Annotated in this window: 19 protein-coding genes; 1 reads left to right on the top strand and 18 read right to left on the bottom strand. The window is 64.1% G+C overall.

Going from position 1 to position 20,241, the window contains the following annotated elements; all coding sequences use genetic code 11:
* Positions 1–304: 304 nt before the first annotated feature.
* The 14 genes from ACI2KK_RS19585 to ACI2KK_RS19520 form a co-directional block, all read right to left on the bottom strand.
* A complete protein-coding gene (locus tag ACI2KK_RS19585; RefSeq protein WP_404670187.1) occupies positions 305–1,090 on the bottom strand; it encodes a MetQ/NlpA family ABC transporter substrate-binding protein in 786 nt (261 codons plus the stop codon).
* 282 nt (positions 1,091–1,372) lie between these two features.
* Positions 1,373–2,311: a sigma 54-interacting transcriptional regulator gene (locus ACI2KK_RS19580; protein ID WP_404670186.1), complete on the bottom strand. Its 939-nt coding sequence runs from the start codon at positions 2,309–2,311 to the stop codon at positions 1,373–1,375.
* A 62-nt stretch (positions 2,312–2,373) separates the two neighbouring features.
* Positions 2,374–2,955, bottom strand: coding sequence for an alpha/beta hydrolase (locus ACI2KK_RS19575; protein ID WP_404670185.1), 582 nt, complete (start codon positions 2,953–2,955; stop codon positions 2,374–2,376).
* 269 nt (positions 2,956–3,224) lie between these two features.
* Positions 3,225–3,626 carry a biopolymer transporter ExbD gene (locus ACI2KK_RS19570; RefSeq protein ID WP_217886774.1) on the bottom strand — a complete coding sequence of 134 codons (402 nt, stop codon included), beginning with the start codon at positions 3,624–3,626 and terminating at the stop codon, positions 3,225–3,227.
* A 1-nt stretch (position 3,627) separates the two neighbouring features.
* Positions 3,628–4,350, bottom strand: a complete 723-nt coding sequence (locus tag ACI2KK_RS19565) for a MotA/TolQ/ExbB proton channel family protein (RefSeq protein ID WP_404670184.1) — start codon at positions 4,348–4,350, stop codon at positions 3,628–3,630.
* Between the two features lie 30 nt (positions 4,351–4,380).
* Positions 4,381–5,175 (bottom strand): energy transducer TonB, encoded by a 795-nt coding sequence (locus ACI2KK_RS19560; RefSeq protein ID WP_404670183.1) that lies wholly within the window; start codon positions 5,173–5,175, stop codon positions 4,381–4,383.
* Between the two features lie 333 nt (positions 5,176–5,508).
* On the bottom strand, positions 5,509–6,498 hold the full coding sequence (locus tag ACI2KK_RS19555; protein WP_217841273.1) for a sulfate/molybdate ABC transporter ATP-binding protein: 990 nt from the start codon (positions 6,496–6,498) through the stop codon (positions 5,509–5,511).
* 3 nt (positions 6,499–6,501) lie between these two features.
* Positions 6,502–7,374 (bottom strand): sulfate ABC transporter permease subunit CysW, encoded by an 873-nt coding sequence (cysW, locus tag ACI2KK_RS19550; protein WP_404670182.1) that lies wholly within the window; start codon positions 7,372–7,374, stop codon positions 6,502–6,504.
* Between the two features lie 13 nt (positions 7,375–7,387).
* Positions 7,388–8,206: a sulfate ABC transporter permease subunit CysT gene (gene cysT / locus ACI2KK_RS19545; protein WP_217841271.1), complete on the bottom strand. Its 819-nt coding sequence runs from the start codon at positions 8,204–8,206 to the stop codon at positions 7,388–7,390.
* Positions 8,207–8,394: 188 nt separating this feature from the next.
* Positions 8,395–9,402: a sulfate ABC transporter substrate-binding protein gene (locus ACI2KK_RS19540; RefSeq protein WP_217841270.1), complete on the bottom strand. Its 1,008-nt coding sequence runs from the start codon at positions 9,400–9,402 to the stop codon at positions 8,395–8,397.
* A gap of 47 nt (positions 9,403–9,449) precedes the next feature.
* The gene (oscA, locus tag ACI2KK_RS19535) at positions 9,450–9,632 is read right to left on the bottom strand and encodes a sulfur starvation response protein OscA (RefSeq protein WP_016712582.1); all 183 of its coding nucleotides are present in this window, start codon (positions 9,630–9,632) and stop codon (positions 9,450–9,452) included.
* A 271-nt stretch (positions 9,633–9,903) separates the two neighbouring features.
* Positions 9,904–12,969 carry an efflux RND transporter permease subunit gene (locus ACI2KK_RS19530; RefSeq protein WP_404670181.1) on the bottom strand — a complete coding sequence of 1,022 codons (3,066 nt, stop codon included), beginning with the start codon at positions 12,967–12,969 and terminating at the stop codon, positions 9,904–9,906.
* On the bottom strand, positions 12,966–14,033 hold the full coding sequence (locus ACI2KK_RS19525; protein ID WP_404670180.1) for an efflux RND transporter periplasmic adaptor subunit: 1,068 nt from the start codon (positions 14,031–14,033) through the stop codon (positions 12,966–12,968). The genes ACI2KK_RS19530 and ACI2KK_RS19525 overlap by 4 nt, the downstream gene beginning before the upstream one ends.
* Positions 14,030–15,118, bottom strand: coding sequence for an efflux RND transporter periplasmic adaptor subunit (locus ACI2KK_RS19520; protein ID WP_404670179.1), 1,089 nt, complete (start codon positions 15,116–15,118; stop codon positions 14,030–14,032). The genes ACI2KK_RS19525 and ACI2KK_RS19520 overlap by 4 nt, the downstream gene beginning before the upstream one ends.
* 419 nt (positions 15,119–15,537) lie before the next feature.
* Here ACI2KK_RS19520 and ACI2KK_RS19515 point away from each other — a divergent pair, with 419 nt between their 5' ends.
* Positions 15,538–15,993 carry an REP-associated tyrosine transposase gene (locus tag ACI2KK_RS19515; RefSeq protein ID WP_404670178.1) on the top strand — a complete coding sequence of 152 codons (456 nt, stop codon included), beginning with the start codon at positions 15,538–15,540 and terminating at the stop codon, positions 15,991–15,993.
* An 89-nt stretch (positions 15,994–16,082) separates the two neighbouring features.
* Here the strand turns inward: ACI2KK_RS19515 and ACI2KK_RS19510 are convergent, their stop codons facing one another.
* The 4 genes from ACI2KK_RS19510 to ACI2KK_RS19495 form a co-directional block, all read right to left on the bottom strand.
* Entirely contained in the window at positions 16,083–16,976 is an 894-nt protein-coding gene (locus ACI2KK_RS19510) for an ABC transporter permease subunit (RefSeq protein ID WP_217841266.1), read from the bottom strand.
* Positions 16,973–17,893, bottom strand: coding sequence for an ABC transporter permease subunit (locus tag ACI2KK_RS19505; RefSeq protein WP_217841265.1), 921 nt, complete (start codon positions 17,891–17,893; stop codon positions 16,973–16,975). The genes ACI2KK_RS19510 and ACI2KK_RS19505 overlap by 4 nt, the downstream gene beginning before the upstream one ends.
* Positions 17,890–19,032, bottom strand: a complete 1,143-nt coding sequence (gene potA, locus ACI2KK_RS19500) for a polyamine ABC transporter ATP-binding protein (protein ID WP_217841264.1) — start codon at positions 19,030–19,032, stop codon at positions 17,890–17,892. Before potA ends, ACI2KK_RS19505 begins: the two co-directional genes overlap by 4 nt.
* 72 nt (positions 19,033–19,104) lie before the next feature.
* Positions 19,105–20,199, bottom strand: coding sequence for a polyamine ABC transporter substrate-binding protein (locus tag ACI2KK_RS19495; RefSeq protein WP_404670177.1), 1,095 nt, complete (start codon positions 20,197–20,199; stop codon positions 19,105–19,107).
* Positions 20,200–20,241 lie beyond the last annotated feature (42 nt).

The raw sequence follows: 20,241 nt of genomic DNA, 5'->3' as shown, positions 1-20,241 counted from the left end.
GCCCTATCGCCGGCAAGCCGGCTCTCATAGAACAAAACACAACTCATTGATTTAGCAGGGGCCTGTGGGAGCGGGTTTACCCGCGAAGCAAGCGACGCGCTGCTTGGCACCGGCTTCGCCGGTGTTCGCGGGTAAACCCGCTCCCACAGGGTACGCAAGCGCTCTCGAATTCTGTTCTCTGCGCAACAGCGCAGCCCGAAGGCGCTGGGTGATCTCCTACAGAGGCAGCGCCAGCATGGGTGTACGCCGCACAAACAAAAACGCCGACGCAAATGCGTCGGCGTTTTTCGTTGCGGGCCGCGTATCAGAACGCTGGCAGTACAGCGCCTTTGTACTTCTCGGCGATGAAGGCTTTCACCTCAGGGCTGGTCAGGGCCTTGGCCAGCTTCTGGATGGCTTCGCTGTTCTTGTTGTCCGGGCGGGCAACCAGGAAGTTCACGTACGGCGAGTCGCTACCCTCGATCACCAGGGCGTCCTTGGCCGGGTTCAGGCCGGCTTCCAGGGCGTAGTTGGTGTTGATCATGTCCAGGTCGACCTGGTCCAGCACGCGCGGCAGCATGGCCGATTCCAGCTCGCGGAACTTGAGCTTCTTCGGGTTCTCGGCGATGTCTTTCGGGGTGGCCAGGGCGTTTTTCGGGTCTTTCAGGGTGATCAGGCCAGCCTTCTGCAGCAGCAGCAGGGCGCGACCGCTGTTGCTACCCTCGTTGGGGATGGCAACGGTGGCGCCTTCTTTCAGCTCGGCCAGGGTCTTGACCTTCTTCGAGTAACCACCGAACGGCTCGACGTGCACGCCGATCACGGTTTCCAGGTGGGTGCCCTTGCCTTCGTTGAAGTTCTGCAGGTACGGCAGGGTCTGGAAGTAGTTGGCGTCCAGGCGCTTCTGGTCTACCTGCACGTTGGGCTGCACGTAGTCGGTGAACACCTTGATCTGCAGGTCGACGCCTTCTTTGGCCAGGGTCGGCTTGATCAGCTCGAGAATTTCAGCGTGGGGTACCGGGGTTGCGGCAACCACCAGTTTTTCGGCGGCGGATGCCAGGCCTGCGAAGGACAGGGCAGCGGCCAGGGCGGTGGTCAGCAGGGTCTTTTTCATGGTGATCCTTGTTATGGAGCTGGGCCATCGCTGATGGCGGCAAAGTCGGTTGCCCATCCGTTCGGGTGGGCGTGAAGCGGACGATACCGGGAATTTTTATTCCGTAACAATATCTTTTATTTAGCTGCTTATTCCAAAAACAAATTGCCACCATGGGGTTTGTTTATGAGCCCTGTAGGAGCGGCCTTGTGTCGCGATGGGGCGCGCAGCGGCCCCGGCATTTTTAAGGGCTACCGAGATCCCGGGGCCGCTACGCAGCCCTTTCGCGGCACAAGGCCGCTCCTACAGGTCCAGTGTTGCCAGCGCCGCACGCAATACGCTCCGCAACTCGGCCAGCGTCCGGGCCTCACGGCTCTGTGCCAACTGCCCAAGCTGCCGGGCCAGCGCATCCAAAGGCGCACGCTCCGGCAGGTCGAGGTGTTCCGGCAAAATTTCCTCACCCTCGCTGACCAGCAATGCAAAGTGAATGACGTTCTCCAGCTCCCGGGTATTGCCCGGCCAGGCATGGGCCTCCAGCGCCTGCTGGGCGGCCTCGCTGATCAGCGCCAGCGGCCGGTCCAGGCGCACGCTGTAGATGCCGACGAAGTACTCCGCCAGCGGCAGGATGTCACCGACCCGCTCGCGCAGCGCCGGCAGCTCCAGTTCGCCTTCGTGCAGGTAGTGGTACAGCCGCTCGTTGAAGCGACCCGCCTTTACCGCCAGGGCCAGGTCGATGCTGGAGGCCGCCACCAGGCGCACGTCCACCGGCTGCGGGTGGCTGGCGCCAACCCGGGTCACCTCGCGGTTTTCCAGCGCAGCCAGCAATTTGCCCTGGATCGCCAGGGGCAGGTCGGCGATTTCGTCCAGGTACAGGGTGCCGCCGTTGGCCGAGCCGAACCAGCCGGCGCGGCTGCTGGCGGTACCGCCCTGGGTGCCGGCGCTGTAGCCGAACAGCTCGGCATCGGCATAGGTGGGGCTGATGGCCGCGCAGTTGACCGACACGAACAGCCCGCCGCGATCACTGGCGCGGTGGATCTGCCGGGCCAGCAGCTCCTTGCCGGTGCCGGTCTCGCCGCGGATCAGCACCGGCAAGGGTTGCGGCGCCAGGCGCTCGAGTGCCTGGCGCAAAGCCTGGGAGCGCGGGTCGACGAACACCAGCGCCTTGGCGCGGATACTCAGCGGGCTCTTGTCCAGCTCGGGGAAGGTCAGCAGCGGCTGGCCGAAGGGGGCGTGAAACGTCATGGAATACTCCCGCCCCGACCAGCCGGCCGGGGCTCAAGGCAATACAGTGAAAGGCCGCTGGCTCAGGCGCGGCGCAGCGCGCGCTGGTCGATGCGGGCCTGCAGGCGGAACAGGTAGGCGAAGCCCTGCTCCCAGCGTTCATGGCGGGACTTGACGTTGATATGCCCGGCATTGGCCAGCAGCCCGGCCTCGGCGCCCCAGGCGCGGGCCAGGTGCAGCGCGCGGGGCACGCTCACCGCCGGGTCGTTGTCCGAGCTGACCACCTGGCTTGCGAAAGGCAGCGGCTGCTGCGGGATCGGCGCAAAGTTGCGCAGGGCCGGCGCGCAGGCCGGCCGCTCGACATCCGCCGGGGCCACCAGCAAGGCGCCGCGCACCCGGCGCAGCAGGCTTGGGCTGGCCTGGGCGGCCCAGTGGGCGACGGTAATGCAGCCCAGGCTGTGGGCGATCAGGATCACTGGCGAGGCGTCGGCGGCAATCGCCTGCTCCAACGCCTGCACCCAGTCGCGGCGCTGCGGGGTGAGCCAGTCCTGCTGCTCGACCCGGGCACTGTTGGGCAGGCTGCGTTGCCAGTGACTTTGCCAATGGTTGTCTGGCGATCCTTGCCAGCCCGGCACAATCAGGTAACGAATCGACTCATTGCGCATGGGGACGCCTCCGGAAGTTTGCGTGCTTGGGGTGCAAGTATAGGGAGGGGGTTATATTCGTAAAGGAATAAGAAGCTATTTATTAATAACCAAAGTGTCTTTTGAGTGTGTGGAAGCAATTGGCTTTGCTGCCTGTGCCGGCCTCATCGCCGGCAAGCCGGCTCCTACAGGTACAGCGCAGGGCCTGGGGTTGCTGCGGGCATAAAAAAGGGCCATCCCCTGCCAAGGAAAATGGCCCATAAGCACTTGCCTGAAGAGGGTGTTGCCGGTCAGCGCGCGGTGATCACCGCCAGCTTGCTGATACCGGCGCGTTCGATGGCAGCCATCGCCCGGGCGACTTCGCCGTAGTTCACGCCATCGTCGGCCTGCAGCTGCACGCGCAACTCGGCGTCCTTGCTCTTGGCGGCCTTGAGGCTGGTTTCCAGCAAATCGGGCTGGATCTCGTCCTTGTTGATGAACAGCTTGCCGCTGCCATCGATGCTCACCACCAGCGGGTCCTTCTGCTCCACCGGGGCCACGGCCTCGGTCTTGGGCAGGTTGATGGGGATGGCGTTGGTCAGCAGCGGCGCGGTGACGATAAACACCACCAGCAGCACCAGCATGACGTCCACCAGCGGGGTGACGTTGATTTCACTCAACACTTCATCGCTGTCCTGGGTCGAAAAGGCCATGTCAGGAAGCCTCCTTCACCGGCTGGGTGAACCCGGCCGCCTGGCGTTGGGCTGCGGGGTGCACCAGCACGCGGAAGGCACTCTTCTGCGCCAGGCTGTAGAAGTCGTGGGCAAAATCATCAAGGTCGGCTGCGGTGAGCTTGAGGCGGCGCAGGAAGTAGTTGTAAACCAGCACCGCCGGTACCGCGACGGCAATGCCCACGCCGGTGGCCACCAGTGCCGCGCCAATGGGGCCGGCGACGGTTTCAAGGCTGGCGGAGCCGGCTGCACTGATGCCCTTTAGCGCCTCCATGATGCCCCACACGGTGCCGAACAGGCCGATGAAGGGCGAGGTGCTGCCGATACTGGCCACCACTGCCAGGCCGGTTTCCAGCGAGCGGCGCTCACGCACGATCTGCTGGCGCAGGGCGCGCTCGAGGCGGTCCTGATGGTTGATGGCGTGGCTCAGGTCACTGGCCTGGCCGGGCTCGCCCACGGCAATCGCGGCGTAGCCGGCCTGGGCCACGCGGGCAGCGGGGCCGGGTTGCTCATCGCTGATGCCGGCAGCCGAGTCCAGGCTGGAGGCCGCCCAAAATTTCTGGTGGAAGCGCTTGTCCTGGTTCTTCAGGCGCACGAACTGCACCACCTTGATCAGGGCCAGCGCCCAGGTAGCGACAGAGAAGCCGACCAACAGCCAGATGACGGCGCTTTCAACGGATTCGAGGGGGGATGCCAGCAGGCTCATGATGTAGTCCTTCCTTAAGCGGGGGGCAAATTAACGAAGCTTGAAATCGATCGGTACGCTGACCCAGCCAGCCAGAGCCACGTCGCCCTGCTTGGCCGGCACGAAGCTCCAGCGCTTGACCGCGGCTAGCGCGGCGGCGTCGAGGGCGTCGCGGCCACTGCTTTTCTGTACCTGGATCTGCCCGGGCTTGCCGCTGGGCAGCACCTCCACACGCAGCAGCACGGTGCCTTCCCAGCCGCGGCGCTGGGCCATCTGCGGGTATTCCGGGGCCGGGTTCTTCAGGTACGCGGCGTTGGCCGAAGGTGGCGTCACCGGGGCCGGCGCAGGCGGTGCGGGCGGGGCCGGGGCTGCCACGGGGGCTAGCGGCGGCGCCTCGACCGGTTTGGGTGCAGGCTTGGGTTCGGGCTTGGCCTTGACCACCGGCTTGGGGGCAGGCTTGGGCTTGATTTTGGGCTTGGCAGCCAGTTCGTCGACCACCGGCGGCGGGGGCTCGACCACGGGTGGCGCCGGGGCCGGTGGTGGCGGTTCGACCACTGGCGGCGCGGGGGCGGCGAACTCGATGGTCATCGGCGGTACTTGTGGCGGCACGATCGGCAGCGCTGGGGTGGGCGACTGGCTGATCCAGTAGGCGGCGGCGCCGTGCAGGGCCAGCACCAGCAGGCCCAGCGCCAGCTTGTCGCGGCGCTTGAGGCCACTGGCCGGGGTGCGCTGCAGGCGCAACTGGCCCAGTGGCAGGCGCAACGTGCGCCCAAGCTCGACCAGGTCACCCGCTGCCGGGTGCCATGGCTGGTCGAAGGCTCTGGCGGCCGTCTGGACATTACCCATTTGCTCGAACTCCCTGTGGGCTGGATTCAGGTGTGTGGCTGAATCATCGGGGGTTGAGGCTTATGCTTTGAAGTAATGTTTGAAGTTAAAGTTAGATCTTTTGTGAATATTGTTTTTGGGTGGAAGGCTCAAGGCCGCGTATTTCGGGGGATTCGAAGAGGTGCGCGCGCGGCGATGCCTTGTGGGCATATGAAATATTCGTGCAAGGCATCGGATTGTTGCGAGGGCTGCGCCCTCGATCGCCGGCAAGCCGGCTCCTACAGGGGGCGGCGTTAGCCCGGGCAATAAAAAACCCGGGACCATGCCCGGGTTTTTTATTTGGCAAACAGCGGCTCAGATATCCGCTACCTTCTGCCATACCTTCGGCCGGAAGAACAACGTCTCGCCCCGCGCCAGCCCGGTCAGGCTGTCGTGGTCCTTGACCACTTCGGCCTCGATCAGCTCGCTCTGCCCTTCCACCTTCAGCGTCACCCGGGTGGTGGCGCCCAGCGGGCGGATATCGCGTACTTCGGCGGCGTGGTGGCCTTCGGTTTCGTGGCGTGACAGCGACACCTCGTGCGGTCGGAACAGCACATGGTGGCCTTCGCTCAGGGCCAGGCGGTTGGAATCCCCCAGGAAGTGGTAGACGAAATCGTTGGCCGGCTGCTCGTACACCTCGCCCGGCGAACCGATCTGCTCGATCACGCCCTTGTTCATCACCACGATGCGGTCGGCCACTTCCATGGCTTCTTCCTGGTCGTGGGTGACGAACACGGACGTGAGGTTGATGTCTTCGTGCAGGCGCGCCAGCCAGCGGCGCAGCTCTTTGCGCACCTTGGCATCCAGCGCACCGAACGGCTCGTCCAGCAGCAGCACCTTGGGCTCCACCGCAAGAGCCCGGGCCAGGGCGATACGCTGGCGCTGGCCACCGGACAACTGCTCGGGGTAGCGGTCGGACAGCCAGTCGAGCTGCACCATGTTCAGCAGCTCATGCACCTTCTCGGCGATCTTGCTCTCGCTCGGCCGCTCGCCCTTGGGCTTCATGCGCAGGCCGAAGGCGACGTTGTCGAACACGCTCATGTGGCGGAACAGCGCGTAGTGCTGGAACACGAACCCGACGTTGCGGTCGCGCACATCGTGGCCGGACACATCCTCGCCATGGAACACGATGCTGCCATCGTCCGGGGTTTCCAGCCCGGCGATGATGCGCAAAAGGGTGGTCTTGCCGCAGCCGGACGGGCCGAGCAGGGCCACCAGCTCGCCGCTGTGGATATCCAGGTTGATGTTGTTCAGGGCCTGGAAGCTGTTGAAGCGCTTGCTGACGTTACGGACTTCGATCGACATGAATCATTCCTCCGCGGCGCTGTGGCGCAGGCGGTTAATACGGTTCTCGCTCCACTGCTTGAGCAGCAGGATGAAGAGCGCCAGGATCAGCAGCAGGCTGGCCACGCTGAAGGCCGCGACATGGTTGTACTCGTTGTAGAGGATCTCCACGTGCAGCGGCAAGGTGTTGGTGACGCCGCGAATGTGCCCGGACACCACCGATACCGCGCCGAACTCACCCATGGCCCGGGCGGTGCACAGCACCACGCCGTAGATCAGGCCCCACTTGATGTTGGGCAGGGTCACATGCCAGAACATCTGCCAGCCGTTGGCACCCAGCAGGCGTGCGGCCTCCTCCTCTTGCGTGCCCTGCTCCTGCATCAGCGGGATCAGTTCACGGGCGACGAACGGCACGGTGACGAAGATGGTCGCCAGCACGATGCCCGGCAGGGCGAAGACGATCTGGATGTCGTGGTCCTGCAGCCACGGGCCGAACAGGCCCTGGGCGCCGAACATCAGCACGTAGACCAGGCCGGCGATCACCGGCGACACCGAGAACGGCAGGTCGATCAGGGTCACCAGGATGCTCTTGCCGCGGAAGCTGTACTTGCTTACGCACCAGGCGGCGGACACGCCGAACACCAGGTTCAGCGGCACCGAAATCACCACCGCCAGCAGGGTGAGCTTGAGCGCCGACAAGGCATCGGCCTCGAAGATCGCCTCGAAGAAGGTGCCAAAGCCGTTTTTCAGCGCCTGGGACACCACGATCACCAGCGGCAGCAGCAGGAACAGCGCGAAGACGATCCAGCCAAGGGTGATCAGCACGCGGCGCGAGGTGGCGCTGCCACGCCGGGCGGCGTTGGCGGCGGTGGTCGCGCCAATAGTGGATGAAGACATTAGCGGGCCTCCTTCAAGGGGTTTCGATGCGCCGCTGCAGCAGGTTGATCAGCAGCAGCAGGATGAAGGAAACCACCAGCATCAGCACGCCGATGGCGGTGGCGCCGGTGTAGTCGTACTGGTCAAGTTTGACCATGATCAGCAGCGGCAAGATCTCGGTTTTCATCGGCATGTTGCCGGCGATGAAAATCACCGAACCGTACTCACCCACGCCGCGGGCAAACGCCAGGGCGAAGCCGGTCAGCCAGGCCGGCAGCAGCGCCGGCGCCAGCACGTGGCGGAACACCTGCAAGGGTTTTGCGCCCAGGCAGGCGGCGGCTTCTTCGACCTCGCGGGGGATGTCCGCCAGCACCGGCTGCACCGTGCGCACCACGAACGGCAGGGTGACGAAGGTCAGCGCCAGGGTGATGCCCAGCGGGGTGTAGGCGATCTTGAAGCCAAGATCCGTGGCGAACTGGCCGACCCAGCCCGAGGGGGCGTACAGGGCGGTCAGGGCGATGCCGGCCACCGCGGTGGGCAGGGCGAACGGCAGGTCGATCATCGCATCGATGACCTTGCGCCCGGGGAAGGTGTAGCGCACCAGCACCCAGGCCAGCAGGGTGCCGATCACGCCGTTGATGATGGCGGCGAACAGGGCGGTGCCGAAACTCAGTTTCAGCGCGGCGATCACCCGCGGTGCGCTGATGATGGTCCAGAACTGCTCCCAGGTCAGCTGCGAGGCATGGATGAACATGGCCGCCAGCGGTATCAGCACGATCAGGCTGAGGTACACCAAGGTGTAGCCCAGCGTCAGCCCGAAGCCGGGTATGACGGGGGAAATACGACGTGACATAAAGGTCCCTGGTTGAACGCACGAAGCCCGGAAACGATCCCGGGCTGGTGCTAGCTTCTGAAATCCTGGGGCTGCTTTGCAGCCCATCGCGACACAAGGCCGCTCCTACAGGGGGTCGCGCTTTTCTGTAGGAGCGGCCTTGTGTCGCGAAAGGGCCGCAGAGCGGCCCCCGCTGTTTTCATGGCCGATCACTGCGCCTGGTAAATCTGGTCGAACACACCGCCGTCATTGAAGAACTTCGGCTGTGCAGTCTTCCAGCCGCCGAAGTCCTTGTCGATGGTCACCAGGTCCAGTTTCGGGAACTGCTTGCCAAACTCGGCGGCGACTTTTTCGTCACGCGGGCGGTAGAAGTTCTCGGCGGCGATCTTCTGGCCGGCCGGGCTGTACAGGTGCTTGAGGTATTCGGTGGCGATCTCGGTGTTACCCTTTTTCTCGGCGTTCTTGTCCACCACGGCTACCGGCGGCTCGGCCAGGATCGACAGCGAAGGCACGACGATATCGAACTTGTCGGCGCCGCCGTCTTCTTTCAGGGCCAGGAAGGCTTCGTTTTCCCAGGCCAGCAGCACGTCGCCCTGGCCGTTGTTGACGAAGGTGATGGTCGAGCCACGGGCGCCGGTATCCAGCACCGGCACGTGCTTGAACAGCTCCTGCACGTACTCTTTGGCCTTGGCTTCGCTGCCGCCGGCCTTCAGGCCATAGGCCCAGGCGGCGAGGAAGTTCCAGCGGGCACCGCCGGAGGTTTTCGGGTTGGGGGTGATCACCGAGACGTCCTTTTTGATCAGGTCGCCCCAGTCCTTGATGCCTTTCGGGTTGCCCTTGCGCACCAGGAACACAATGGTCGAGGTGTACGGGGTGCTGGCGTCCGGCAGGCGCTTCTGCCAGTCCTCCGGCAGGGTCTTGCCGAGCTTGGCGATTTCGTCGATGTCGCCGGCCAGGGCCAGGGTCACCACGTCGGCGCGCAGGCCGTCGATCACCGCACGGCCCTGTTTGCCCGAGCCGCCGTGGGATTGCTGGATCTTCACCTTGTCGCCCGGGTGGGCTTGCTGCCAGTGCTTGATGAACTCGGCGTTGTACTGCTGGTACAGCTCACGGGTGGGGTCGTAGGACACGTTCAGCAGTTCGTAGTCCTTGGCGATGGCGGAACCGGCAAAAACGGCACTGGCCAGGGCGGCGAGCGCATAACGGCGGATGGACATGGTGAAGCTCCCGATTGGCATTTTTCTAATTTATGGGTGGTGCGGTGTCAGCCGGCCTTGTTGCCGGGCTGCTGCAGGCGGAACTTCTCCTTGCGCTCGATCTGCACCACCTGGGCGTTGTGCACGGTGATTTCCACTGCGCCAAAGCGCAGGTCGCGCAGGGCGCTCTGGATCTCACGCAGAATGGTGGCTTCGTCCTGACCGTCGATGCTACGCAGCGATGCGCTCATGCTCGTTCTCCTGTGAGTAAGGGTGCCGGGCAGAGGTTCGAAGGGGATTTGCGCCTGGCTTGAGGGCAATAGTAGTGAGGCGCGGATATTCTTAAAAATACTGTTTAAGAATGTTTATATAACCATTTATCCATGTCACCACAGACCCTCTGTAGGAGCGGCCTTGTGTCGCGAAAGGGCTGCGTAGCAGCCCCAGCAATCTTGCATGAGGCAGAGATCCTGGGGCCGCTACGCGACCCTTTCGCGACACAAGGCCGCTCCTACAGGGGGGTCAGTGCTGGGTTTCAGGTTTGTTTTCCGGCTCTTTGATCTTGTACCAGGCCACATACAGCGCCGGCAGGAACAACAGCGTCAGCAGCGTTGCACTGATGATGCCGCCAATCATCGCGTAGGCCATCGGCCCCCAGAACACTTCCCGGGCGATGGGGATCATGCCCAGGCTGGCCGCCGCGGCGGTCAGCAGGATCGGCCGGCGGCGGTGGTTGGTGGCTTCCACCACTGCATCCCAGGGGGCAAAGCCCTGGGCTTCGAACTCGTCGATCTGGGTTACCAGAATCACCGAGTTGCGGATGATGATGCCGATCAGCGCCAAAATGCCGAGAATCGCCACGAAGCCCATGGGCGTGCCGGTGGGCACCAGCGCCAGCACCACGCCAATCAAGCCCAGCGGCGCCACGCTGACCACCAGAAACAGCTTCTGCACGCTGTGCAGCTGGATCATCAGGAAGGTCGCCATCAGGAACAGCATCAGCGGCACCACCTGGCGGATCGGGCCCTGGGCCTTGGCGCTCTCCTCCACGGTACCGCCGGTGGCCACTTCGTAGCCGGCCGGCAGCTTGCTGGCGAACTGGTCAATGGAAGGCTTGAGCTGGGCCACCAGGTCGGTGGGCTGGATCTCGCCGTTGACCGAGGCCTTGATGGTGATGGTGGGTTTGCGGTCGCGGCGCCACACCAGCGGCTGCTCCAGCTCGTAGCGCACGGTGGCGAAGGCCAGCAGCGGGATCGAGGTGCCGTTGGGGCTGACGATCTGCAGGTTCTGCAGGGTGTCGGGGGAGCCGCGCTCGCTGTCCTCGGCGCGGGCGACCACGTTGATCAGGTAGATGTTGTCGTTGACCTGGGTGATCGGCACGCCGCTGACGATGCTGTTCATCACGTTGGCCACGTCCTCGGACGACAACCCCAGCTGGCGCGCCTTGTCCTGGGCGATCTCGACCCGCAACACCTTGCCGGGCTCGTTCCAGTCGTAAATCATCTCGCCGATGTGTTGGTTGCTGTCGAGCAGCGTGGCCAGCTCGATGGCATGGGCGCGCACCTGGTCGATGTCCTTGCCGCTGACCCGGTACTGGATCGGCCGGCCCACCGGCGGGCCCATCTCCAGCGACTGGATGTTGGTGCCGATGCCGACGAAGTCGGTACGCAGGCGCTCCTTGAGCCGCGCCATCAGCTCGCCGCGCACCTCCAGGCCCTTGCTGACGATGACGAATTGGGCGTAGTAGGGGTTTTGCAGCTGCTGGTCGAGGGGCAGGTAGAAGCGGATGGCACCCTGGCCGATGTAGGTGCTCCAGCTGACGATGTCGGGGTCGCCCTTGAAGGTGGCCTCAAAGCGGTCGACCACCTTGCGGGTTTCTTCGATGGAGGCGTTTTGCGGGAGGTTCAGGTCGACGAGGATCTCCGGGCGGTCCGATGACGGGAAAAACTGGTTCTGCACAAAGCGCATGCCCACGACCGACAGCACGAACAGCACGATGGTGCCGATCACCGTCACCCAGCGATGGCGCAGGCACCACAGCAAGCCGTGCTCGAAGGCGCGCCCTACCCGGCCAGGCTCCGCTTCATGGGCCTTGAGTTTCTTGGCGTCGAGAATGTGCACACCGAGCACCGGGGCGAAGAACACCGCAACGATCCACGACACGATCAGCGCCACCGCAATCACCGCGAACAGGGTGAAGGTGTATTCGCCGGCGGAGCTGGCGTTCAGGCCGATGGGCACGAAGCCGGCCACGGTCACCAAGGTGCCGGTGAGCATCGGGAAGGCCGTGGAGGTGTAGGCAAAGGTGGCCGCCTGCTCCTTGGTGTCGCCCATCTCCAACCGGGTGACCATCACCTCCACGGTGATCATCGCATCATCCACCAACAGCCCCAGGGCGATGATCAGCGCACCCAGCGAGATACGCTGCATGGTGATGTCGGTGTACTCCATGAACACGAACACCATGGCCAGCACCAGCGGTATCGAGCAGGCCACTACTAGCCCGGCGCGCACGCCAAGGCTGACGAAGCTCACCACCAGCACGATCACCACCGCCTCGAACAGCGCACTGGTGAAGCCGCCGACCGCCTGCTTGACCACCACTGCCTGGTCGGACACGGTGTGCACCTCGACCCCCACCGGCAGGTCGGCGGTGACCTTGTCCATGCGCTCGCGCAGCAGCTGGCCGAACACCTGCATGTTGCCGCCGGCCTTCATGCCGATGGCCAGGCCAATGGCGGTCTGGCCGTTGTAGCGGAACATCGGTGATGGCGGGTCGACGTAGCCGCGCTCGATGTCGGCGATATCGGCCAGGCGGAAGAAGCGGTCGTTGATGCGCAGGTTGACGGACTCAAGGTCTTTCTCTGACGCGAACTGGCCGGTGGTGCGCACCGAAATACGCTCGGGGCCGGCCTCGATCACCCCGGCCGGGGTCACCGCGTTCTGCGCCTGCAAGGCCTGCATCACCTGGCTCTGGTCGATGCCGAACGAGGCCAGCTTGCGGGTCGAGAAGTTCAGGTACAGCACCTCATCCTGGGTGCCGACCAGCTCGATCTTGCCGATGTTGGGTACATCGCGCACCTCGGCGCGCACCTGCTCCACATAGTCGCGCAGCTGGCGCAGGGTCAGGCCGTCGGCGGTAAAGCCGTAGATCGAGCCGTATACGTCGCCGAACTCGTCGTTGAACGCCGGGCCCTGCAGGCCCTTGGGGAACTGGCCGCCGATGTCCTGGATCTTCTTGCGCACCTGGTACCAGATCTCGGGGATGTCCTTGGCCTTGGTGGTGTCGCGCAGGTACACGTAGACGGTGGATTCGCCGGGGCGGGTGTAGCTTTTCACGTAGTCGAGCGAGTCCAGCTCCTCGAGCTTTTTCTCGATGCGGTCGGTGACCTGCAGCAGGGTTTCTTCCTGGGTGGCGCCGGGCCAGCGGCTCTGGATCACCATGGTCTTGATGGTGAACGAGGGGTCTTCCTCGCGGCCCAGGTTGAGGTAGGAGAACACCCCCATCAGCAGGCTCACGGCCATCAGGTACCAGACGAACGACTGGTGGCGCAGGGCCCATTCGGAGAGGTTGAAGCTTCCTTTCATCGTGCGTCCTCGTCGAAGGTGACCTTCTGGCCGGGCTTGAGGATGTTGACGCCGGCCGTGACCACGCGCTCACCGGGCTGCACGCCCGAGGCCAGGACGATGCGTTCGTCGTTGCGTTCGATCACCTGCACGTCGCGGGTGGCGACGGTCTTTTGCTGCGGGTCCACCACCCACACCTGGGTCTTGCCGTCGCGCTCCAGCAGTGCTGTGCGAGGCAGCTCGCTGCGCGGGGTGACGGCGGAGCTCAAGGTGACGCTGACGGCGGTGCCCAGGTGGAAGCTGTCGGGGGTGCTGGCCAGGGTCAGCCGCGCACGCCGGGTGCGGGTGGTGGCGTCGGCCTGGGGCTCCAGCTCGCGCAGGGTGGCGGTGGTGTCGATGCTCGGTTCCAGTTGCAGGGCGACGGTGAAGGTCAGCCCGGGGGTGAGTTGCTCGGCGAGGTTGGTGGGCAGGTCGATCACCGCCTCTTTTACATCCGGGCGGGCCAGGGTGACCACCGCCTGGCCGGCGCTGACGGTCTGCCCGGCCTCGGCCTGCCAGGCGGTAACTACTGCGGCGTGGTCGGTGCGCAGGGTGCTGTAGTCGAGCTGGTCGCGAGCCTGGCTCACTGCGGACCGGGCTTGCTCCAGGGCCGCACCGGTGGTCTTCAGGTTGGTATTGGCGATATCCAGCTGGGCCTGGGCACCCACGCCCCGGTCGTACAGCTGTTGCTGGCGGCGGGCATCGGCCTGGGCGTTGATCCACTGCGCCTGCACCTTGGCCAGGTCACCTTCAGCGGCGCGCAGCTGGTTCTGCTGGTCGGTGGGGTCGAGGGTGGCCAGGGTGTCGCCCGGTTTGACCTGGGCGCCGACATCCAGCCAACGCCGGGCGATGCGCCCGGACACGCGAAAACCCAGGGTGCTCTCGAAGCGCGCCTGGATACTGCCGGCGAAGCGCCCCAACTGCGACTGCACCTGCGGCTGCACCAGCGTCGACAGCACCGGGCGCACCGGCTCGGCCTGCTCCTTGTCGCTGCCGCAGGCGGCCAGCAGCAAAACCGCCGGCAAGGCGATGATCAGGCGCTTCATGGCTTGGCTCCCGCGCCTTGGGCGGCGACTTTATATACCTGCATGCCCGGGTGCAGCAGTTGCGCACCGCCCACCACCACGGTTTCACCGCCCTTGATGCCCTGGGCGATCACCACCTTGCCGGTGAGGTAGCGGGCCACCTGCACCTTGCGCAGCTCGACCTTGTCGCCCTCACCCACCACCCACACCGCAGGCTCGTGCAAAGCCTTGGTCAGCGCCGCCCAAGGCAGCTCGATGCTCGGGCGGCTCTGGGCGTTGGTGGCGGCGGTCACCGGCGAACCCAGCTGCATGCCCGCCGGCACGTCGCGCAAGGCCACCTTCACCTGCACCGTGCCGCTTTGCGCCGACACCGTCGGGGTGACTTCGCGCACATGGCCATGGGCCTGGATTTTCGGGTTGTCGAGCAGGCTGACCACCACCCCGGCATCGCTCGGCGGGCTGACCAACAGGGATTCATAGACGTTGAACACTGCGTCACGGTCGCCATCCACCGCCAGGCTGAAGATCGGCATGGTCGCCTGCACCACCTGGCCGACTTCGGCCTGGCGCGCGGTGATCACCCCGTCGGCCTCGGACACCAGGGCGGTGTAACCGAGTTGTTCGTTGGCGTTGGCCAGTTGCGCCTGGGCGGCCTTGAGCGCGCTCTGGCTGCTGCGCAGGGCGGCTTGGGCGGAATCGAATTCGCTCTGGCTGGTGTAGCCCTTGGGCAGCAGTTTTTGCTGGCGCACAAAGGCCGCGCTGGTTTGGGCGACCCGGGCCTGTTCGGCGAACACTTCGGCCTTGGCCGAGTCGACGTTGTTTTGCAGGTCTTTCGGGTCCAGGCGCGCCAGCACCTGGTTGGCCTTGACGTGGTCGCCCACATCGACGCTGCGCGAGACGATCTTGCCGCCCACGCGGAACGACAGGTCGGTCTGCACCCGCGCCTGCACATCGCCGGTCAGGGTGACCCGCGCGGCAAAGTCGGTGGGCTGCACCTGCTGCACCACCACCCGGGGCAGTTCTTCGGTGACCTTCTCCTCGCCACAGCCTGCCAGCAGTGCCAGCAACCCCAGGCAAACAACCCTCAGCGCGCGCGTTGGCGTCATGCCGGCTCCTTGCATCGACGAATGGTTTACAGGACGCGATGAAAGCGTAGATCAGGGATGGGTAAACGGCATTGATGTGGGTTCAAGAAAGCGAGGCGGGTTGGTGGAAGCGATGCGCGCGCCCTGTAGGAGCGGCTTTAGCCGCGAACACCGGCGCAGCCGGTGCCATCCACCGCGCTGCCTGCTTCGCGGCTAAAGCCGCTCCCACAGGGATTGCATAGCCTTCAAACCTGCACCGTACCTGTAGGAGCCGGCTTGCCGGCGATGAGGCCGGTTCAGGCAGCACAGCACAGTTGCTCCCACAGGGATTGCATGAGCTTTAGGAACCAACGGCCGTGTCATATCAGGAAACCAACAACAGCACGGCCAAACAACAGATTCGGCTAGGGTCAAATGGCCAATCTTCAAGGATGAATGTCATGCCGCTCGCCTCCTCACACCTGCTACGCCGAGGCCGATGCTCGGAGCCAGGCAGGCTCTACGTGCTCACCACCGTCACCCATCGCCGTACACCACTGTTCCGCGACTGGCGCAACGCTCGCTTGGTGGTGCATCAGATGCGTAGATCCGATCAGGAAAACGCCTGCGTCTCACTGGCTTGGGTAGTCATGCCAGACCATCTGCATTGGCTGATCGAGTTGCGGTCAGTGACCCTGGGCACCTTGATGCGCCGATTCAAATCACGGTCAAGCCTTGCCTTGCACAAGGCAGGGGTAGAGCTGGAGCCGGTATGGCAAGCGGGTTATCAGGACCGGGCCTTGCGGCGAGAAGAAGATGTCAGAAAGGTAGCTCGGTACATCGTTGCCAACCCTTTGCGGGCCGGGCTTGCGAGCAGTGTGAGGCAGTATCCGCATTGGGATGCGGTTTGGCTCTGAGCCGGTGTCGCCTGCTTCGCGGGCAAGCCCGCTCCCACAGGGTACTGCGCAGCCTTCAAGGCATGCGCAGTACCTGTGGTTGGCGAGCCTCAGGCCTGGGCGGTCGCCTGGGCCGGGCGGCGCACCTGGGCTTGGCCGGCGTTGGCGGCGGCACCTTCTTCGATGGCCTGCTGGATCGCCTTGCGGCGGCGCTCTTCGGCGCGGCGGCTGAAGAACCACACCAGGAAGGTCACCAGCGACACCGACAGCAGGATCAGGCTGGCCACGGCGTTGATCTCGGGCTTGACGCCAAGGCGCACGGCCGAGAACACTTCCATCGGCAAGGTGGTCGAGCCCGGGCCGGAGACGAAGCTTGCCAGTACCAGGTCGTCCAGCGACAGGGCGAACGACATCATGCCGCCCGCCGCCAGCGACGGCGCGATCATCGGGATGGTGATCAGGAAGAACACTTTCCAGGGTTTGGCACCCAGGTCCATGGCCGCCTCTTCGATGGACAGGTCCAGCTCACGCAGGCGCGCCGACACCACCACCGCCACATAGGCTGCGCAGAAGGTGGTGTGGGCGATCCAGATGGTGACGATGCCACGCTCCTGGGGCCAGCCGATCATCTGCGCCATGGCCACGAACAGCAGCAACAGCGAAAGGCCGGTGATCACCTCGGGCATTACCAGCGGCGCGGTGACCAGGCCACCGAACAGCGTGCGGCCCTTGAAGCGGGTGACCCGGGTCAGCACGAAGGCTGCCAGGGTACCCAGCGCCACCGCAGCCACCGCCGTGTAGCAGGCGATTTCCAGCGAGCGCATCACCGAACCCATCAGCTGGGTGTTGTCGAGCAGGCCGACGTACCACTTCACCGACCAGCCGCCCCACACCGTTACCAGCTTGGAGGCGTTGAACGAGTAGATCACCAGGATCAGCATCGGCAGGTAGATGAACAGCAAGCCGAGCACCAGCATCAGCTTGGAGAAACTGAAGCGTTTCATGCGCGGCCCTCCATTTCTTTGGCCTGGCTGCGGTTGAACAGCAGAATCGGCACGATCAGGATCGCCAGCATCACCACCGCCAGGGCAGATGCCACCGGCCAGTCGCGGTTGTTGAAGAACTCCTGCCACAGCACTTTACCGATCATCAGGGTTTCCGGGCCGCCGAGCAGTTCAGGGATCACGAACTCGCCCACCACCGGGATGAACACCAGCATGCAGCCGGCGATGATGCCGTTTTTCGACAGCGGCACGGTGATCTTCCAGAAGCTGTTGAAGGTGCTCGAACCCAGGTCGGATGCGGCTTCAAGCAGGCTCTGGTCGTGTTTCACCAGGTTGGCGAACAGCGGCAGGATCATGAACGGCAGGTACGAATAGACCACGCCGATGTACACCGCAAGGTTGGTGTTGAGGATCTGCAGCGGCTGGTCGATCAGCCCCAGCCACAACAGGAAGCTGTTGAGCAGGCCGTTGTTGCTGAGGATGCCCATCCAGGCATAGACGCGGATCAGGATCGCGGTCCAGGTCGGCATCATGATCAGCAGCAGCAGTACCGTCTGGGTCTCTTTCTTGGCGTTGGCGATGGCGTAGGCCATCGGGTAGCCGATCAGCAGGCACAGCAGGGTGCTGAAAAAGGCCATCTTCAGCGAGCCGAGGTAGGCCGACAGGTACAGCTCGTCTTCAGTGAGCAGCCCGTAGTTGGCCAGGTTCAGCACCAGCTGGATCTTGCTCTCGACGTAGGTGTAGATCTCGGTGTACGGCGGGATCGCAACGTCGGCTTCGGCGAAGCTGATCTTCAACACGATGAAGAACGGCAGCATGAAGAACAGGAACAGCCAGATGAACGGCACGCCGATCACCAGGTGCCGCCCCTCCGGGGTAATGCGCTGGAAGGCTCGCTTGAGCTTGCGAAGTTTCATGACCGCAGTACCACGCCGCTGTCGTCTTCCCACCACACGAACACTTCATCGTCCCAGGTCGGGCGGGTGCCCTGGCGCTCGGCGTTGGCCACGAACGACTGGACGATCTTGCCGCTGGGCAGCTCGACGTGGAACACCGAGTGGCCGCCCAGGTAGGCGATGTCGTGGATCTTGCCACGCGACCAGTTGTGCTCGAACTCAGGCTGGGTGGTGGTCACCAGCAGTTTTTCCGGGCGCAGGGCGTAGGTGATGTGCTTGTCCTCGACCGAGGTGGTGATGCCGTGGCCGACGTAGATCTTGCGCTCCAGCTCCGGGCTGGCAATGATCGCGTGGCCTTCGGCGTCGTCGACCACTTCACCTTCGAACAGGTTGACGTTGCCGATGAACTCGCACACCAGGCGGCTGGTAGGCGTCTCGTAGATGTCCACCGGCGAGCCGATCTGGGCGATCCAGCCCAGGTGCATGATGGCGATGCGCTGGGCCATGGTCATGGCCTCTTCCTGGTCGTGGGTCACCATCACGCAGGTCACGCCCACGCGCTCGATGATTTCCACCAGCTCCAGTTGCATCTGCGAACGCAGCTTCTTGTCCAGCGCGCCCATGGGTTCGTCGAGCAGCAGCAGCTTGGGGCGCTTGGCCAGCGAGCGGGCCAGGGCCACGCGCTGGCGCTGGCCACCGGACAACTGGTGCGGCTTGCGCTTGGCGTACTGGGTCATGTGCACCAGCTTGAGCATCTCGCCAACCCGGGCGTCGATCTCGGCCTTGGGCATCTTGTCCTGCTGCAGGCCGAAGGCGATGTTCTGCGCCACGGTCATGTGCGGGAACAGCGCGTAGGACTGGAACATCATGTTGATCGGCCGCTCGTAGGGCGGCATGTCGGTGATGTCGACGCCATCGAGGAAGATCCGCCCTTCGGTGGGGCGCTCGAAACCGGCCAGCATGCGCAGCAAGGTGGACTTGCCGGAGCCGGAGCCACCCAGCAGGGCGAAAATCTCGCCCTTGCGGATTTCCAGGGACACATCGTCCACGGCGACGGTTTCGTCGAATTTTTTCGTGACCCGGTCGATCTTGACCAGCACCTGCTTGGGTTGCTGGCCACCCTCGAGGGCTTTTTTATAGGCACCGGAGGCAACTGCCATGAGTGAAACTCCCAACAAGATTTTTTGTGCCCGCGCGGCCTGCTTTAAAGGCGCCGCGGCGGGCCTGGATAATTACTTGCCCGACTTGACCTTGGTCCAGCTGCGGGTCATCAGGCGCTGCACCTTGGGTGGCAGCTCCGAGTTGACGAACATCTTGTCCAGCACTTCCTGCGGTGGGTAAACCGCGGCGTCAGTCCTCACGGCCTGGTCCATCAGGTCGCCAGCCTTGGGGTTCGGGTTGGCGTAACCGACGTAATCACTGACCTGGGCGATAACCTCAGGCTTCAGCAAATAGTTGATGAAGGCGTGGGCCTCCTTGACGTTGCTGGCATCCTTGGGAATCGCCAGCACATCGAACCAGAGGTTGCCGCCCTCCTTGGGGATGGCGTAGGCCAGCTTCACGCCCTTCTTGGCTTCTTCAGCACGGGCCTTGGCCTGGAACACGTCGCCGGAGAAGCCGGCGGCCACGCAGATGTCGCCGTTGGCGAGATCGGTGATGTATTTGGAGGAGTGGAAATAGGTCACGTACGGGCGCACGGCCAGCAGTTTTTCTTCTGCCTTGGCGTAGTCCTTGGGGTTGCTGCTGTTCGGGTCCAGGCCCAGGTAGTTGAGCACTGCCGGCAGCATCTCGTCAGCCGAGTCGAGGAAGGCGACCCCGCACTTGCTGAGCTTTTTCATGTTCTCGGGCTCGAACAACACGGCCCAGGAATCGATCTTGTCGGTACCCAGCGCGGCCTTGACCTTCTCGACGTTGTAGCCGATGCCGTTGGTGCCCCACAGGTAGGGGACCGCGTACTGGTTGCCCGGGTCGTTCTTCTCGAGGCGCTTCATCAGCGCCGGGTCGAGGTTGGCATAGTTGGGCAGCAGGCTCTTGTCGAGCTTCTGGAACGCGCCCGCCTTGATCTGCTTGCCGAGGAAATGGTTGGACGGCACGACCACGTCATAGCCGGTGCGCCCGGCCAACAGCTTGCCTTCGAGGGTTTCGTTGCTGTCGAAGACGTCGTACTTGGGCTCGATGCCGGTTTCCTTCTGGAACTCGGCAAGGGTGTTCGGGCCGACATAGTCGGACCAGTTGTAGATGTGCACCGTGGGCGCCGCTTGGACGCTGCATGCCAGCGTCAGACCCGCTCCAGCCATCAAGGCCTTGCGAAATACAGAAATAGACAAGTGGGTGGTCCTCACAATCAGTGCCTTTGCGGGCGAAAACTC

Source organism: Pseudomonas sp. NPDC089406 (assembly GCF_044900265.1).
Classification (GTDB): domain Bacteria; phylum Pseudomonadota; class Gammaproteobacteria; order Pseudomonadales; family Pseudomonadaceae; genus Aquipseudomonas; species Aquipseudomonas fakonensis.
This window is presented reverse-complemented; position numbering and strand designations above follow the sequence as displayed.